This is a genomic window from Botrimarina hoheduenensis, assembly GCF_007859815.1.
In the GTDB taxonomy this organism is placed as follows: domain Bacteria; phylum Planctomycetota; class Planctomycetia; order Pirellulales; family Lacipirellulaceae; genus Botrimarina; species Botrimarina hoheduenensis.
In genome coordinates this window covers 179,795-195,012 of record NZ_SJPH01000005.1, presented here as the reverse complement: position 1 = coordinate 195,012, position 15,218 = coordinate 179,795, and the positions used below count along the sequence as shown (strand labels likewise).

Genomic DNA, 15,218 nt, shown 5'->3' with positions numbered 1-15,218 from the left:
GCTCCAGGGCCTGCTTCGGCTACGCCTCAGCAGGCCCCTCCGCTACGGAGGGCCAGCGGAGTAGAGTTCAACAATCCCGATTCTCTCATCGCAGGTGGTACATAGATCGGGGGAAGGCCATCGCTCGTCAGCTCTTGCGGCGTGAGTACCGCGACCAGCTCACCGATGGTGAACTCCCCCTCAGCAAACTTGTATAAGCCGGCGACCACGTCGGGCGATCCTCCCGTTGCGGCCACCATCGCTCGGATGCTCCGCAATGCGTACTGGCTATCCCCCGTATAGAAGGATTGCGCGGCCCAGTAGTCGCCGGGGCCGACGCCGATGGGCGTAGCGTCGCGATGGGGCTCGTTGAGGTTGCTGAACAGCACTCCCGGAGGAACGGCAACCGGCTCGGTCGTGATCGGGTCGAGAACTGCTTCGACGGAGTTGCTCGTGTGGTAGTAGTTGTTGCCGTTCAGGTTGGGGTCGCCGCTGGTGTCGACAATGCCCGACGTAAAGTCAAAGAACGGGTTGACGAACAGCGTGCCCTCGGGCGTCACGAGATCGATCGGGTCCGCGAAGAACTCGGAGTAGTCGTAGTCGCAGGCGTAGCAGAGGTGGCGACCCAGGTTGGCGACCGGCTGACCGGTCTGGGGGTGGGTGACGATCACGTCGCTGTCGGCCACGAGCGCGAACTGCACATCGAGTTCGGGTGCACCAAGAATACTGATTCCCGTTCCGGTTACGTCAAACGTGTAGCTGGTCATCGTTGCCGCATCGTTGGCGACGAACCGGTGTGTCTCACGACCGGTGACGGGGTCGCTCGACAAGAGCTGCGAGCTTTGCAGCGTGAGCGAGGCACCGTCAATCAGGGTCGTCGGATTCACGGTGCTTAGAACAAACCTTCGTGCATGCACCGGTGTCATTGGCATCTGGAACTGAAAGTTTCCCACCGGAATCCGCGCCAGGTCGCTGAAAGTCAAGTCCTTGTGTAGCGCGGGCCCCAGGTTGCCGACAGGAGTCATCAGCTTCAGCGCATCGATGTCGAAGTCAACGCCCAGCGACAGGCCGATCTGGTTGGTGAACGTGTTGTTGAGATAGTAAGTCGGTTGAACGTCGATCACCGACGATGAACCGAACATCGGCTGGATGTCGAGCGACTCACCCAACGCGACGTTGATCAGGTTCGTCGGTTCGAGTGATCCGTTCGGCATCCGCCGCAGCACCGGCTTGCTAAACGCGAGCTCGACACGCGGCTGGGGCGTGAACGAGACGTCTTGGTAGAGGTTCAACGTTGGACCACCGAGCGTCTCGACGATGGTGTAGCCGAATGGCCCCACCTTGTTTGAGAGAAAGGCACCGACCACAGGGACCAGCTTTTCGAGCTGGGCTTGGAGGCTCACGATCGGTTTTGACGCCGAGCCCCGGAGCACACCAGCACCGTCGGGACCGGTGCTGGTGACCGTCACGTCGGGGTAGCTGAGCGTCACTTGACCTACACCCGGCAGGTTGATGGGCTGACCGAACGAGATCCCCTTATCGATGCCCCCCACATAGATTCCCGTTGGATTTACTTCAGCCAGCCGGACCCGTTCATTGACATCGATCCCCGGCACGCGGACGGTGAACTTCTCGAACAGGGCGTTGACCTCCATCGTGGCAGAGGCCGAAGCGTTGACGTACATGTCAGCCCAGGCCGAGGCGTTGGGGAATTGCGTGCCAAAGCTAGGGTTTTGGAACGTCTCGAAGCCGGCACCTGGTAGGTCGCGCACGTCGTACCCGCCGCCGCCGCGGATGCTGAGAGGTGATCCTATCCCCCGCGAAGGATCAATTGGTGCCGACAGGCCCGGCAGAAAGGCCGTGGAGATGCGGTTGTCGCGTCCCGAGGCGATGGCACCCGTCCCCGCGTAGGTGGCGAAGTCCAGGCTCGAACGTCCCGGGTAGTTCATATGAAACAACCCGCCGTTGACGTGATAACCAAATTCGATGCCCGCCTCGCCGGAGATACCCCCGCCCACCGACACTCCAACGCCGAGCAAGTCAGCCACACCGGTGCCGAGCAATCCGTCGAGCAACTGCAGGGCCGACTTCACGGGATCGAAGTTTACCGATGGGATCTGGGCGTCTAGTTCGGCGCGCAGATCATCAAAAACAAAGGTCCGGTTGACCGCCTGGCCGGGTGCCCACAGGCTCTGGTTGCCCGTGCTAAACGCGACGTTTTGTCGGAATTCGAGAGCTGTCACCGGCGTCGCTGAGGGTGCCATTGCCAGCAACACGAGCCACATTCCAACCTTCCGCCGCGAGAAATTGCACCACCTTGGACCATGCTGTGAGGAAGCCATTTGATTTTCCGGCTATAAGAGGGAGCGTCAGCAACAGGCTGATTGTCACTCTCGCTCGCGGCTGGCCGCAATCACTGGATCCGGGGGGTGATCGCCCCTGCAAGCTTGGGGCCGGCTAGCTCGCGCGGAGAAATCGGGCCGCCAGCTCGCCCGCGGTTCGTACCCCAAAATGCTCATAAATGGCGGTCAGATGGTCGCCCACTGTTTCTTCGGAAATTGCTAGCTGCCCAGCGATCTCTTTGCGCGAAAGCCCATCGAGTAGCATCGCCATCACGGTCCGTCGCCGCGGAGTCAGGCCTGTGAAGGTCTCGGGAGGGACTGACTCGACCGCTCCCACGAGCAACCAACCGACATTCTTGACCGCTTGCTCGAGCAGTCGGGCCGCCTCGGGGCCGAACTCTTCGCGGCCCGAGTGGCGAACAAGGTGAACGCAGCACCAAGTGTCGTCGCTGTGGTAATGAATCGCGTGGGCCCACGAGTCGAGCCCCGTAAGACGCACGTAGTCTTGCCAGTGCGTGGATTCCAGCCACTCTGGATCAGCAAGCACATCGCGGCGTGTGACCCCTAAGGGTGATCTTTCAGTGAGCATCGGCATCAGGCGGCCCTGGAACGTGCGGACCGTCTCCGGATGCAGCGCGTGCTGGAACAATGCGACACGCTGGTCAGCCGTGAAACCGACATCGATAAACGCGAGCGGCGCTATGGTCGAGGTCGTCGGGTTGCCGCGCCCCCAAGACCAGTGTCCCGCGTCAGCGTCGAGCAGATCGCACAGGGCGTTGATAGTTAGTCGCCGACGCTCTTCTCCGTCGCCGACTAAAAGCGACGGCTTAGTCAACGCCTTGAGCAATCCTTCAAGATGCGCCACCTCGCGCAACGGGAGCGTCATCAGCTTACCCTCGGAGAGCAGATAATCACGAATAAGCCCGCTGAATCGTGCGCGCCAAAGATAGCCTCGCGATGCTAGCATTCGCAAGAGGAGAGCCTGCCGCAAGCGCTGGCGTGGTTCTCGATCTTGCTGCGGCACTTAGCTGACTCGTTGCATTCAGCGGCCACGAACTGTGCAAGACGGCTGAACGCCCCGCTGCTATGCCCCCGATAGTGTGGCAGTCAATCAGGCGATTTGTACAACTTCGCTAACGAATTTTCGCCAGTAACTGGCCGCTGGCGATCTGCTGGCCTTTGCTGACGCAGACCTCGGCGACCGTGCCGCTGGCGGGCGAAGGCACGGTCACTTCCATTTTCATGGCTTCGAGCACCAGTAGCGCGGCACCCTCGGCGATGCGGTCGCCCGGCTGGACGTTCGTGCGGAGCACCACCCCTGGCATCTGCGCGTGGACCTCGGTCGCCGGGGCTGCCGAGGCGGTTGGCACCGGCGCAGGGCTGGCCGCATCGGCCGCTTGGGCGGTGATCTCGTAGGGCTTGCCGTCGACTAGAACCTTATCGCCCTCGACCTGCACTTGATAACGATTTCCCTCGATCGTGACCGTGTAGGCGGCAGGGCCGGTCGCTGGCGGTGAATCGCCGCACGCCGCTGCCGACTGCTTGCGAACGCCGAGCGTGGCTTCGCCCTTCAGAAACGCGACCCCTTTGTCCTTGCACGTGGCGACGATGAACAGGTTCTCGTCCGTCTCGGGCAGAGCGTGCTCCTTCAGGATCGCGCGGGCGGCCTCGACCCCCTTCTGCGGGTCGGCGTCGTTCAGCTCCAGCGGTGGACGCGTGGTCGGCTCGAGTTCGAGTTGCTTCGCGGCGAGCGCGACCACTTCCGGATCGGGCGGCACGGGCGTCTTGCCGAAGTAGCCGAGCACCATCTTGCCGTACGGTTCGGCGATCTTCTCCCACGGGCCGAACATCACATTGTTGAACGCCTGCTGAAAGTAAAACTGCGAAACGGGCGTGACCGATGTACCGTAGCCGCCGCGGCGGACGACGTCGCTCATGGCCCGGATGATCTCCGGGTAGCGGTCCATGATGCCGTTGTCACGCAGCATCTGCGTGTTGGCGGTCAGGGCGCCGCCGGGCATCGGGCTCCAGGGGATGAGCGGCTCGACGGCCACGGCCTCGGGCGGAAGGAAGTATTCCTTCATGCAGTCCTTGAAAACCTCTTCGGCCGCGCGGACCTTGTCGACATCGACATCCAGTTCGTAGTTGGTGCCACGCAGCGCGTGCCACATCACCAGCACATCGGGCTGGCACGTGCCGCCCGAGCAGGGGGCGAGCGACAGGTCGATCGCGTCGGCACCGGCTTCGAGGGCGGCCATGTTGGCCTGGACCGACACGCCGGCCGTTTCATGCGTGTGAAAGTGGATATAGGTGCCCGTGGGGAGGAGCTTGCGGGCACGTTTAATGGTTTCGTGAACCTTCGACGGCACGGCGGTGCCCGAGGCGTCTTTGAAGCAGACTGAATCGTAAGGAATGTCAGCATCGAGGATGCCGCGGAGCACACGCTCGTAGAACGCGGCGTCGTGCGCGCCGGTGCAACCGGGCGGAAGCTCCATCATGGTGACGACCACCTGATGCTTGAGCCCTGCTTCGACGATGCACCTGCCGCTGTGCACGAGATTCTGGACATCGTTTAGCGCGTCGAAGTTGCGGATGGTCGTCATGCCGTGCTTCTTGAACAGCTGGGCATGCAGGCGGACGATATCGCTCGATTGTGATTCGAGCCCCACCACGTTCACGCCGCGCGACAGCGTTTGCAGGTTGGCTTCGGGGCCGACGGTCGCGCGAAACGCGTCCATCATGTCGAAGGCGTCTTCTTGGCAATAGAAGTACAGCGACTGGAAGCGCGCACCGCCGCCCGCTTCAAAGTAGGTGATCCCCGCGTCCCGCGCGGCTTCGAGCGCTGGCAGGAAGTCGGGCGTGAGGACCCGCGCACCGTAGACGGATTGAAACCCGTCGCGGAACGCCGTGCACATGAAGTCGATGCGTTTGGTCATGTCTAGCAGTCTTGTGTTGTCAAACCGGGTTTGGCGAATGCGGAGATCGGATTGCGAGGGGGGTAGAGCTGTTGAGTTTTCTCCCTCCTCCTTTCGCAGGAGGTGCTAGGAGAAGAGGCGTGCCTTGTACCCGGTGCTGCCCCCTCCCCTTGCCCCTCCCCCTAAAGCGGGAGGGGAAAAACAACATTCCACCGCTTGGCTTTCACTCAATCCATCGGGGCCCTCGCACCATTGCTAATTCCGCAATCGCTCTATCCGACCATCACCGACCACAGCACTCCGGCGGCGACGGCCGAGCCGATCACCCCCGCCACGTTAGGTGCCATGGCGTGCATCAGCAGCAGGTTGTGCGGGTCTTCTTTCTGGCCGACCATCTGGGCGACGCGCGCCGAGTCGGGCACCGCCGACACCCCCGCGGCACCGATGAGCGGATTGATCTTGTCGGTTAAAAAGAGGTTCATGAGTTTCGCGAACAGCACCCCTGCTGCGGTGGCAATGGCGAACGAGGCGGCCCCCAGACCGAAAATCATCAGCGACTGACGCGTGAGAAACTGTTGGGCGTCGGTGCTCGCACCGACGGAGAAACCCAGCAGGATTGTCACGATATCGATCATCGCGTTGCGGGCCGTGTTCGCCAGCCGCTCGGTGACGGTGCTTTCTTTGAGCAGGTTGCCCAAGAACAGCATGCCGATCAGCGAGAGCGATCCGGGGGCGATCATCGCGCAGATGAGGAAACCGGCGATCGGAAACAGGATCCGCTCATGCCGCGTCACTTGCCGGGGGGGCTTCATGCGGATGAGGCGTTCTTTACGGGTCGTTAACAGCCGCATGATGGGGGGCTGAATCACCGGCACGAGCGCCATGTACGAGTAGGCGGCGATGGCGATCGCCCCGAGCAAGTGCGGTGCCAGTTTCGAGGCCAGGAAGATGGCCGTGGGGCCGTCGGCTCCGCCGATGATGCCGATCGCCGCGGCCTCTTCGGGCGAGAACCCCATCGCCAGCGCCCCCAGCAGCGTCAAGAAAATGCCTGCCTGCGCCGCGGCACCCAGCATCACGAGCTTGGGGTTCGAGAGCATCGTCGAGAAGTCGGTCATCGCGCCGATGCCCAAAAAAATGAGCGGCGGAAAAATGCCCTGACTCACGCCGAAGTAGAGGTAGCTCAGCACGCTCCCCTGGTCGTAGACGCCGAGGGCCATGCTCTCGATGCTGGGGATGTTGCCCACAATCGTCCCGAAACCGATCGGCAAGAGCAGCAGCGGTTCGTAATCCTTGATAATCGCCAGCGCGATGAAGAGCAGGCCAATGGCGATCATCGCCAGGTTGCCCGGCGTCATCTGGTAAAAGCCGGTCGTCTTCAAGAAATCGAAGAGAATGTCCATTCGCGATGATCAGCGTGTCGGAGAGAGTCGCTGCGAAGAAGCCGTTACGCGCGGTCGCTAAGGTCGCTGCTGGTGACGAGCCCAGGCGACCGTCGCCGCGAGCCGTCGGGTCTGTTCGGCGCTCGAGTCTGAGGCAGTGGGCAGCGGTTGGTCGTGGTGCGAATGGATCTCAGGCAACCAAGGTCCCAACGCGGCAAGCAAGTGCGGCAAGAGCGCGATGAACAGGCTGATCGCCGTCAAAGCGACGAACACGATCACGGTGCCCGTGACACAAATACCGATGCCATCGGCAGCCCGGATCGCTTCCCAGCCGCGGAGCGGCGATGCAGATGCCACAGCCGCAATCGTGGCTGCTGCGGAAGTAGCTGGGTCTGACACCGTCTCAAAAACGCTCGGAATCAGTGCGTAGAGATACACGGCAGTTCCTGAACTGAAGAGAAGCGGCCGTCTAACCGCCACAGAGCGGGACCTCTTTCACCCCTACACGTTGGGGGCAAGGTTTGCGCAGCTTCGATCTCGGCCAATGATGACCGTAATCCGCGTGCGAGCAAGCTGCAAGGTGCCGGTCTTAGGAAGCCGAAGAAGGCACCGCCTTTCAATTGCTAGGCGGACGTGATCCGGCTGTTTGTGCTGCTAAGCGCAGCGACTACTAGCACGCTGATCAGCCAGCAACCGGGTTCGGGCACGGAGGTCAGCGGCGTGCTCATCGCGTATGAACCACCATTAGCAAGTGCCCCGAAATTTGCTGCCCATGAAAGATAGGCGGAGTTTGTCGGAGCGGCTCCGTCACGCCAGACAGTGTAATCGGCAAGGTCTACCGAGCCGTCACCGTTGAAATCACCAGGCAAGCCTTGAATGTAGGTCACCGAGCCGGTGCGTGTGGCTTCACCCAGCGCACCTTGCCAGGTGAATTTCAGATCTTGCAGGTCCTTCGAGATGTCGTAGACCAATCCTAAACGAGTTTGGCCGATAGTTGTTCCGCTTAAGTCGAGATCGCTCAAGCGATGAGTTGTGTTGGTGTGGAGTGGCAATCCGCCCGATTGGGCGTTCCAAATCTGCGAGGCTCCTTCAGCAACAAGTCCGCCCTCCGAGACGATTTCGTATCCCGTGACGAGTGTTTCACTACCCAGCAAACGGATCATCCCTGTCGTTGTATTGACCTCGAGCAGAAGCTCAGAAGATGATTCTCGCGCGGCGGTGTCGTAGGTGTATCGAGTGACGGGTTGCTCAGATCCGATGGCCCAATCATCGGTGAGCAGTAAAAAGTCAGCTTCGTCGGTGTTGCCATCGTTATTGGCGTCTCCCGTAAGCATCGTTTTGCTGCCGCTGCCCCAACCCGCAGCCAACATAAAGTAGTCGCTCATTCCTGTGGTGTAGTCCAGATTGAAATCAGTGCGACGCGTAACGCCGACTTGAGCATGGGTCAATCCGATCTGTGCATTGGAGCCGGTTGTCTCGTTGCGCACGATCTCCCCGGTGGTATTACGGTTCCGGAACAGCGTCATCTGCACCTTGTTGAAGGTGGCGTATTCCGACGTGGGATTCAGCATGCTGTTCATCTCGGAACCGACGTCATAGTCACCTTGGCGTGAGACCCCCCATTGCTCAATGTTCGTGCTGCCCTGTCCGGGACGGTTACGCCAGATGACAAGATTTTCATAGAGGTTGTCGAGCGCGGCGTCGTTGGTGCCACCGTCGTAGTGGGAATATGTCGTGGCCAAATTGTTGGCCCCTAGATTCTCCACGTTGCCCTCCAGCTGCGACTGCACCGTAGGCGACGAGCTAAAAGCCTGCATCGCTTCAAAGCTCAGGTCATGACCAAAGTGCGGCGCTCCCTGGAAGTCGGGGTGACTCGTTTCGTCAAGCATCGCCACCTCTACGCCGTAGTGCAATCGACTCGATCGGGCGATGTCGGAGAAAGCTGTGAACTTGACCACAACGACTTCGTGCTGCTTATGCACGGGAATATCAAACCGTTGCGATCCACTAAAGATCGACCAGTCCGCCCGATCGGTCCACGCTCCCGCGGAGAGATTTACTCGGCTGCTCAACGCAAGTGGCGTTGCTGGTCTTGAGTTTGTGGGTCGGAATCCGGCTTGTCCATGAAGACTCCAGGCCCCTGGCCAAGCACCTATGTCATCTAGTGCCCCATCCGTAAAATCCTCGTCGAATAATAATCCAACGTCGGCGATGGCGGGCAGCGCCTGGCCGAAAAGCAGGAGCCAAACGGCTATCAAACGGGGCCAGACGGTGCCGGGGGCAACACGTGCTGTTCTTGCGGTGCTGGGCATCAGCACCGCATGGTTTACGCAACTCATGGAGTTCCCTCTCTTCGTACTAAGCAACTTGGCTCAGTAGAATATTACGAGGGTGCGCATTCTTAGGCGCTAAGCTCCCCTTGCTTCGCCCCGAAGAGGCGAGGAATAGAGGCCCGGTTCTCAGCAAGCCAACCGATGTTCCTTAAAAAATGCCCAGCTGGTCGCGGGCGTCTTCGGTCATGCGATCGGGGGTCCACGGCGGCTGCATCACGAGTTTGACCTCGACCGCGCCAACGCCCTCGACTTTGCCGGCGGCTTCTTTGGACTGACTGAGGAGTTGCGGGCCCGCCGGGCAAGCGGGGCTGGTCATCGTCATCTCGATGGCCACCGCGCTCTTGCCCTCATCGCCCTCGGTGACCGTTACGTCGTAGATCAGTCCCAAGTCAACAATGTTGACGAACAGCTCGGGATCGATGACCTCTTTAAGGGCTTCACGAACGACGTCTTCAGCGACAGCCATGGCGTTATTTCCTTGTATTAGCGTGTGAATCGCACAGCCGGACGTAGACCTGGCCGCCCTCGACCTTCACCTCGTGCGCTTGCGTCGCTTTGGTGGCGGGCATCGTCACCGCGGCACCGTCAGCCAGTGCGAACTGGGCCCCGTGGCGGGGGCAGGCGATCGTGGGCGTGGCTTCTTCGACACACAGATCGCCGTCGCTTAGCGGGCCGCCATCGTGCGTGCAGACGTCGTCGAGCGCGTAAAAATGACCGGCGGCGTGGATCAAGACAACCGCGATCTCATCGACTTCGACTAATTGCGATGAGGGGTCGGGGAAGTCGGTGGTAGGGCCTACCGAGTGAAAATCGTTCATTGGTTGGGCAAATCCTGCACGCGTGCGCCGATCGCTTCGCCCAACGCCTCACGCACGCTATCGATTGTGATGCGATCAAACACCTGCTGAAAGAAGCCCGTGACGATCATCCGCACGGCTTCTTGGCGGGTGAATCCGCGGGCCATGGCGTAGAAAATCTGGTGATCGTCCACTCGCCCGCTGGTGCTGCCGTGTGTGCAGCGGACATCGTCCGCCTCGATCTCCAGGCCCGGAATCGAGTCGGCCCGGGCGTCTTTCGAGAGCATCAGGTTGTCGTTGCGCTGGTAGGCGTCGGTACGCTGTCCGGCCTCATCGACCTTGATCATGCCGCGCCACACGGTGCGTGACTGATCCTGGAGAGCAGCCTTGTAGAGCAGATCGCTGCGGCAGTAGGCGGCTTCGTGGTGCTGATGCGTGTTGTAGCACAGGTGCTGCTTGCCCTGTGTGAACATCACGCCATTCACCTGCGCCTCGGCATCGGGCCCGACGAGCGCTACCTGTTGGTTAACCTTAGCGAGTCGGGCACCGAGGGCACCGATGGTCCACTGAAGCTGAGCTTCGCGGCCGACGCACGCTTTTTGGTGAGCGAAGTGCCACGTGCGATTGTTCCAGTTCTGGAGACTCACAAAACGCAGCTTCGCACCGCGTCCGAGCACGATCTCGATCGTGCCGTTATGCAGGCCGGCAGCAATCGCATCTTCGCTGAGGGTCTCCATAAGGAGCGTTGCCTCGGCACCGTCTCCGAGGACCACAACCGTTTTGCTTAGGTCAGCAGCCCCTTCGCCGCCGAGACGCGAAATCGCGTGCAGCGGCTTCTCGATATGCACCCCTTTGGGTACCTGCAAGAAAACGCCACCGGTCCAGCACGCGTCGTTGAGCATCGCAAAGCGATCGTAGGTGGGGCTCACCACGCCACGGGCGAACGCCTTCTCTACCGCGTCGGAATGCTCGATCGCGACTTGGCTTAAGCCGCCAAAGATGACGCCCTGCTCGGCTAGGTCGGCGTCCAACTCAGAGAGATCGGTCCGGCCATTGGTCGATTCAATGCGGCCCCCCAGCTCAACTCCGTGGGAGAGCAACGCCGCCGCGGAGCCCGGCTGAGCAGCCGGGGCAGAGGAAAATTTATCGAGTTTGAACAGGCGGATGTCGGTCCGCATCCACTCCTCTTCTTTGCCATTCGGCCAGGCGGTTTGTTCAAACGCCTTCCAAGAATCCCTACGCCGCTGGGAGAGCCATTTTGGTTCTGCAGTGCGATCGTTGAGCAACGCCTCGAACGCTGAAGTGTCGAAGCCCGATTCGGCGATAGCCGTCATCTGGGTAGTCCAATAATAAAGTTAGGAGGCCGCGGCGGACCGTGGCAATTGTGATTGCAAGAAAGCGGAGCGGGCGGGTTAGCGACTGCGTGCCACGAACATGGGGCCGCAAGCTGCGGTCGCGGCTGGCTCAGCCCACGCTGCCTTCCATCTGGAGCTCGATCAAGCGGTTCATCTCGACGGCGTACTCCATCGGCAGCTCTTTGACGAGCGGCTCGATAAAGCCCGAGACGATCATCGAGCTGGCTTCCGCTTCGCTGAGACCCCGGCTCATGAGATAGAAGAGCTGCTCTTCGCCGATGCGTGAGACCGACGCCTCGTGCTCGATCTGCACCTGCTGCTCTTCTACCTCGATGTACGGGTAGGTGTCGCTCCGGCTTTGGGGATCGAGGATCAGGGCGTCGCAGACCACGTTGCTCTTGGCACCGGTGGCGCCTTCCTCGACCTTGCACAGCCCGCGGTAGCTGCTGCGGCCGCCATTTTTACTGATGCTCTTGCTGATGATCCGGCCCGAGGTGTTCGGAGCGCAGTGCACGAGCTTGGCACCAGCGTCTTGATGCTGGCCTTTGCTGGAAAACGCGATCGAGAGGATCTCGCCGCGGGCACCGGGCTCCATCATGTAAACGGCCGGGTACTTCATGGTCAGCTGCGATCCAAGGTTGCCGTCGATCCATTCCATCAGCGCGTCCTGGTAGGCCATCGCCCGCTTGGTCACCAGATTGTAGATATTGTTCGCCCAGTTCTGAATCGTCGTGTAGCGGCAGCGGCCGTTCTTCTTGACGATGATCTCAACCACGGCGGAGTGGAGGCTCTCGGTGGAGTACATCGGGGCGGTGCAGCCCTCGACGTAATGGATCTCGGCTCCCTCGTCGACGATGATCAGCGTCCGCTCGAATTGGCCCATGCTTTCCGCGTTGATGCGGAAGTAGGCCTGCAGCGGAAACTCGATCTTCACGCCCGGGGGAACGTAGATAAACGAACCGCCCGACCACACGGCCGAGTTGAGTGCCGCAAATTTGTTGTCTTCGGGCGGGATGATCTTGCCGAAGTACTCGCGCAGCAGCTCCGGATGCTCTCTCACCGCCGTGTCGGTGTCGGTGAAGATCACGCCCTTCTCGGCAAGGTCTTCTTGGAGCGATCCGTAGACCACTTCGCTCTCGAACTGGGCTTTGACGCCCGCTAGGTACTTGCGTTCCGCTTCGGGAATGCCCAGACGATCGAAGGTTTCTTTGATCTCTTGGGGGACATCTTCCCAGGTCTTACCCTGGTGGTCGGTCGGCTTGAGATAGTAGTAGATGTCGTCGAAATCGATGTTGATCGCGCCGCCCCACTTGGGCATCGGCTTGGACTCAAAGATTTCGAGCGAGCGCAGACGGAAGTCGAGCATCCACTGGGGCTCGCCCTTCATCTCGGAAATCTGCCGCACGATGTCGGCGTTGATCCCCTTGCGGGCCTTAAACACCCCGGTTGTTTGGGTGATGAAGTCGTACTTGTTGATGTCCGACAAGACCGCCTCGTCGGTGGCGTTCAGGTCTTCAGCAGACGGCATGGTATCGGTTGCCATGATTCTTTTCCGGTTATGGGGGGCGTCGCCGCGAGCAAAAAACTCGTGAGTGATCGTCAGGCGATCATTCGGATGCTTTTCGCGGAGGCGTGACGGCTGTCAGGATTGGTCAAATAGGGGGGAGTAACGAGGCTTGCCATGCCATCAGACCGAGACGGCTTCTTCCTCTTGCATCTGACTGTTGGCCTTCGCGGCTTCGGGGTAGTTCTTTCGGATGCGGTCGTAGCCGTTCGCGTGCAGCTCGTGAGCCAGCTCGACTCCGCCGGTCTCGACGATCCGACCACCGAGAATCACGTGGGTGAAGTCCGGAGTGTTTTGCTCCAGAAGCTTGTCGTGGTGGGTGATGATCAGAATGCCCATGGCCGCATCGGTGCCGTCGTCCAGTGTTCGCTGCCCGATCTCGGCGATCGATTGGCTGGCGAGCTTGACCGCATCGACATCGAGACCCGAGTCGGTCTCGTCGAGGATCGCGAACTTCGGCTGGAGCATCGCCATCTGCAGGATCTCGGCACGCTTCATCTCTCCGCCGGAAAAACCGTCGTTGACGTAGCGTCGTGCGAAGTCGAGGTCCATGCGAAGATTGCCCATCTTCTCTTTCAGCTCCTTGCGGAACTCACGCATCGGGATCAGGTCTTCTCCCTCTTTGCGATCCGGATTGCGAACGTTGGTCGTGGCGTGGCGCATAAAGTCGGCGAGCTTAACGCCGGGCACCGCCATCGGCCGTTGGAAGGCCATGAAGAGCCCCGCCCGCGCCCGCTCGGAAGCGTCCAGCTCGAGCACGTCGGTCGATTTGCCGGCCGCATCGATCAACTCGATCGACCCACTCGTCACTTCGTACGAGGGGTGACCCATGATGGCGTTACCCAGCGTGCTTTTACCGGAGCCGTTGGGGCCCATCAGGGCGTGGGTCTCGCCCCGATTGATGGTCAGATTGACGCCATTGAGGATCGGCTTTCCCTCGACGCTAACGTGCAGGTCGGTGATCTTGAGAGTCTTCGGCATCTTGGCTTGCTGAGTCTGGATTGCGGGACGGGATTTATATCGATTCTGCGGTTGGCAGACGGAGAGTGGTGAGAACCTTAAGGGCTTTCTCGCTGTTGAATCTCAGCCGAGTGACGGTCCTAGGCTTGTTGTTGGGCAGCTTGTTCGGCCGCCGCTTGGGCGGCTTGTTGTTCTGCTTTGCGTTGAGCGGTGACTTGTTGATGGTTTCGCAGTGGTTGGGGCCCAAAGGGGTTTTCCTCCGGGGCACCCGCGAGGGCTACGTAGCCCGAATGGTGAGGCACTGGCAGCTCGTCGCCCGGCGTTTCACCCGTGAGGCCGCCATCGATTTTCACCAACCGTTGGCCGTTGATTTTGTCTTGGACTCGCATGAGGCCTTCGAGGAGCGACTCGGGCCGCGGCGGGCAGCCGGGCACGTAAACGTCGACCGGCACGACCAGATCCACTCCCTTCACCACGTGGTAACCGTGCTTGAAGTAAGGTCCTCCACCAACCGTACAAGCCCCCATGGCGATCACGTACTTGGGGTCCGGCATCTGGTTGTAGAGACGCCGCACCCGGCTCGCCATTTTGTAGGTGACGGTTCCCGCGACGATCATCAGATCCGCTTGGCGCGGCGTGGCGCGAAACGCGCCCGCACCAAAGCGGTCGAGATCGTACTTGCCGGCACCGGTTGCCATCATCTCGATCGCACAGCACGCCAGACCAAACGTCATCGGCCAAAGGCTTGACTGACGCGCCCAGTTGATCGCCTGCTCCACGGTCGTCGTGATGACGTTCTCTTCGAAGCGGCCTTCGATCCACGGTTTGGTCATCGTACGGCCTCCTCTGCCAAGACGATCTCAACCGCCCCGGCGGTGCCATCGGTAGCGTGCAAATCGTCGGACAAAGTTACCTTCGGCAGTGACTCGGTCGGCTCGCGACGGCGGTCGCCGCGGCTGGGTGTGAACGAACAGCAGCCGCCTCCATCCAATCGGCATTCGCTCAGCCGAACCGCTTCGCCAAGCACCTCGGAGAGCAGTACTTTCTCCATCGCACAGACCGTGCGGTCGTTTTCGGCAAGTTTCGGGTAGGGGCACGCTAAGAGCGTCAGCACGGGCAACCCGCTCGACTCATCCAGCTCGACCGGAACTTCGCGTTCGCCGAGCAGCCGAGTCATTTCCAGCATGCGCTGCTTGAGGTCTTCGCCATCGATCGATGGCGAGTAACGCTCCGCCAAACGATTGGCGACTCGCTTGACGGCTCCCGCGCGGATTGCTGGGTCGGGGATCGAGCGGATCTCTTGCCACATCGCCTGGGCGAGATCCTGATAGTTGTCTCCTGCGCCGCTGCGACCCCGTTCCGTCAGCGAGTAGCGGTAGCTAGGCCTGCCACGACCCGTTGCTTCGCCGTCGGTCGGTCGGTCGAGCTGCCGGCCGATCAAACCGTCGGCCATCAGCCGGTTGAGCCGCTGACGCACGGCCGTGGCCGTGACTCCGAGCAGGTCCATCAATTCCGATACCGACGCCGCGCTGCGGCGGCGCAGGTGGTCGATGAGCAGACGATCGGCGGGGTCGGAGAGGTTCATCACTGACAG

General features: G+C 60.9%; 13 protein-coding genes. All 13 read right to left on the bottom strand.

Annotated elements, in window-relative coordinates; all coding sequences use genetic code 11:
- Positions 1-26: 26 nt before the first annotated feature.
- The 13 genes from Pla111_RS12805 to Pla111_RS12745 all read right to left on the bottom strand — a co-directional run bounded on the left by Pla111_RS12805 (position 27) and on the right by Pla111_RS12745 (position 15,209).
- Positions 27-2,264, bottom strand: a complete 2,238-nt coding sequence (locus Pla111_RS12805; RefSeq protein WP_146574843.1) for a hypothetical protein — start codon at positions 2,262-2,264, stop codon at positions 27-29.
- Positions 2,265-2,436: 172 nt separating this feature from the next.
- The gene (locus Pla111_RS12800; RefSeq protein ID WP_197525011.1) at positions 2,437-3,207 is read right to left on the bottom strand and encodes a helix-turn-helix transcriptional regulator; all 771 of its coding nucleotides are present in this window, start codon (positions 3,205-3,207) and stop codon (positions 2,437-2,439) included.
- Between the two features lie 247 nt (positions 3,208-3,454).
- Positions 3,455-5,257 carry a biotin/lipoyl-containing protein gene (locus Pla111_RS12795; protein ID WP_146574841.1) on the bottom strand — a complete coding sequence of 601 codons (1,803 nt, stop codon included), beginning with the start codon at positions 5,255-5,257 and terminating at the stop codon, positions 3,455-3,457.
- Positions 5,258-5,508: 251 nt separating this feature from the next.
- Complete coding sequence (locus tag Pla111_RS12790; protein WP_146574840.1) at positions 5,509-6,636, bottom strand: sodium ion-translocating decarboxylase subunit beta; 1,128 nt, start codon at positions 6,634-6,636, stop codon at positions 5,509-5,511.
- A 57-nt stretch (positions 6,637-6,693) separates the two neighbouring features.
- On the bottom strand, positions 6,694-6,972 hold the full coding sequence (locus Pla111_RS12785; protein ID WP_146574839.1) for a hypothetical protein: 279 nt from the start codon (positions 6,970-6,972) through the stop codon (positions 6,694-6,696).
- A 266-nt stretch (positions 6,973-7,238) separates the two neighbouring features.
- Positions 7,239-8,954 carry a hypothetical protein gene (locus Pla111_RS12780; RefSeq protein ID WP_146574838.1) on the bottom strand — a complete coding sequence of 572 codons (1,716 nt, stop codon included), beginning with the start codon at positions 8,952-8,954 and terminating at the stop codon, positions 7,239-7,241.
- 142 nt (positions 8,955-9,096) lie between these two features.
- Positions 9,097-9,414: a metal-sulfur cluster assembly factor gene (locus Pla111_RS12775; RefSeq protein ID WP_146574837.1), complete on the bottom strand. Its 318-nt coding sequence runs from the start codon at positions 9,412-9,414 to the stop codon at positions 9,097-9,099.
- A gap of 4 nt (positions 9,415-9,418) precedes the next feature.
- Positions 9,419-9,766, bottom strand: coding sequence for a Rieske (2Fe-2S) protein (locus Pla111_RS12770; RefSeq protein ID WP_146574836.1), 348 nt, complete (start codon positions 9,764-9,766; stop codon positions 9,419-9,421).
- Entirely contained in the window at positions 9,763-11,079 is a 1,317-nt protein-coding gene (gene sufD, locus Pla111_RS12765) for a Fe-S cluster assembly protein SufD (protein WP_146574835.1), read from the bottom strand. The genes Pla111_RS12770 and sufD overlap by 4 nt, the downstream gene beginning before the upstream one ends.
- 130 nt (positions 11,080-11,209) lie before the next feature.
- The gene (sufB, locus tag Pla111_RS12760) at positions 11,210-12,643 is read right to left on the bottom strand and encodes a Fe-S cluster assembly protein SufB (RefSeq protein WP_231931012.1); all 1,434 of its coding nucleotides are present in this window, start codon (positions 12,641-12,643) and stop codon (positions 11,210-11,212) included.
- A gap of 144 nt (positions 12,644-12,787) precedes the next feature.
- On the bottom strand, positions 12,788-13,645 hold the full coding sequence (gene sufC / locus Pla111_RS12755; RefSeq protein ID WP_146574834.1) for a Fe-S cluster assembly ATPase SufC: 858 nt from the start codon (positions 13,643-13,645) through the stop codon (positions 12,788-12,790).
- Positions 13,646-13,764: 119 nt separating this feature from the next.
- Positions 13,765-14,457 (bottom strand): NADH-quinone oxidoreductase subunit B, encoded by a 693-nt coding sequence (locus tag Pla111_RS12750; RefSeq protein ID WP_146574833.1) that lies wholly within the window; start codon positions 14,455-14,457, stop codon positions 13,765-13,767.
- Complete coding sequence (locus Pla111_RS12745) at positions 14,454-15,209, bottom strand: helix-turn-helix transcriptional regulator (RefSeq protein ID WP_231931010.1); 756 nt, start codon at positions 15,207-15,209, stop codon at positions 14,454-14,456. The genes Pla111_RS12750 and Pla111_RS12745 overlap by 4 nt, the downstream gene beginning before the upstream one ends.
- Positions 15,210-15,218 lie beyond the last annotated feature (9 nt).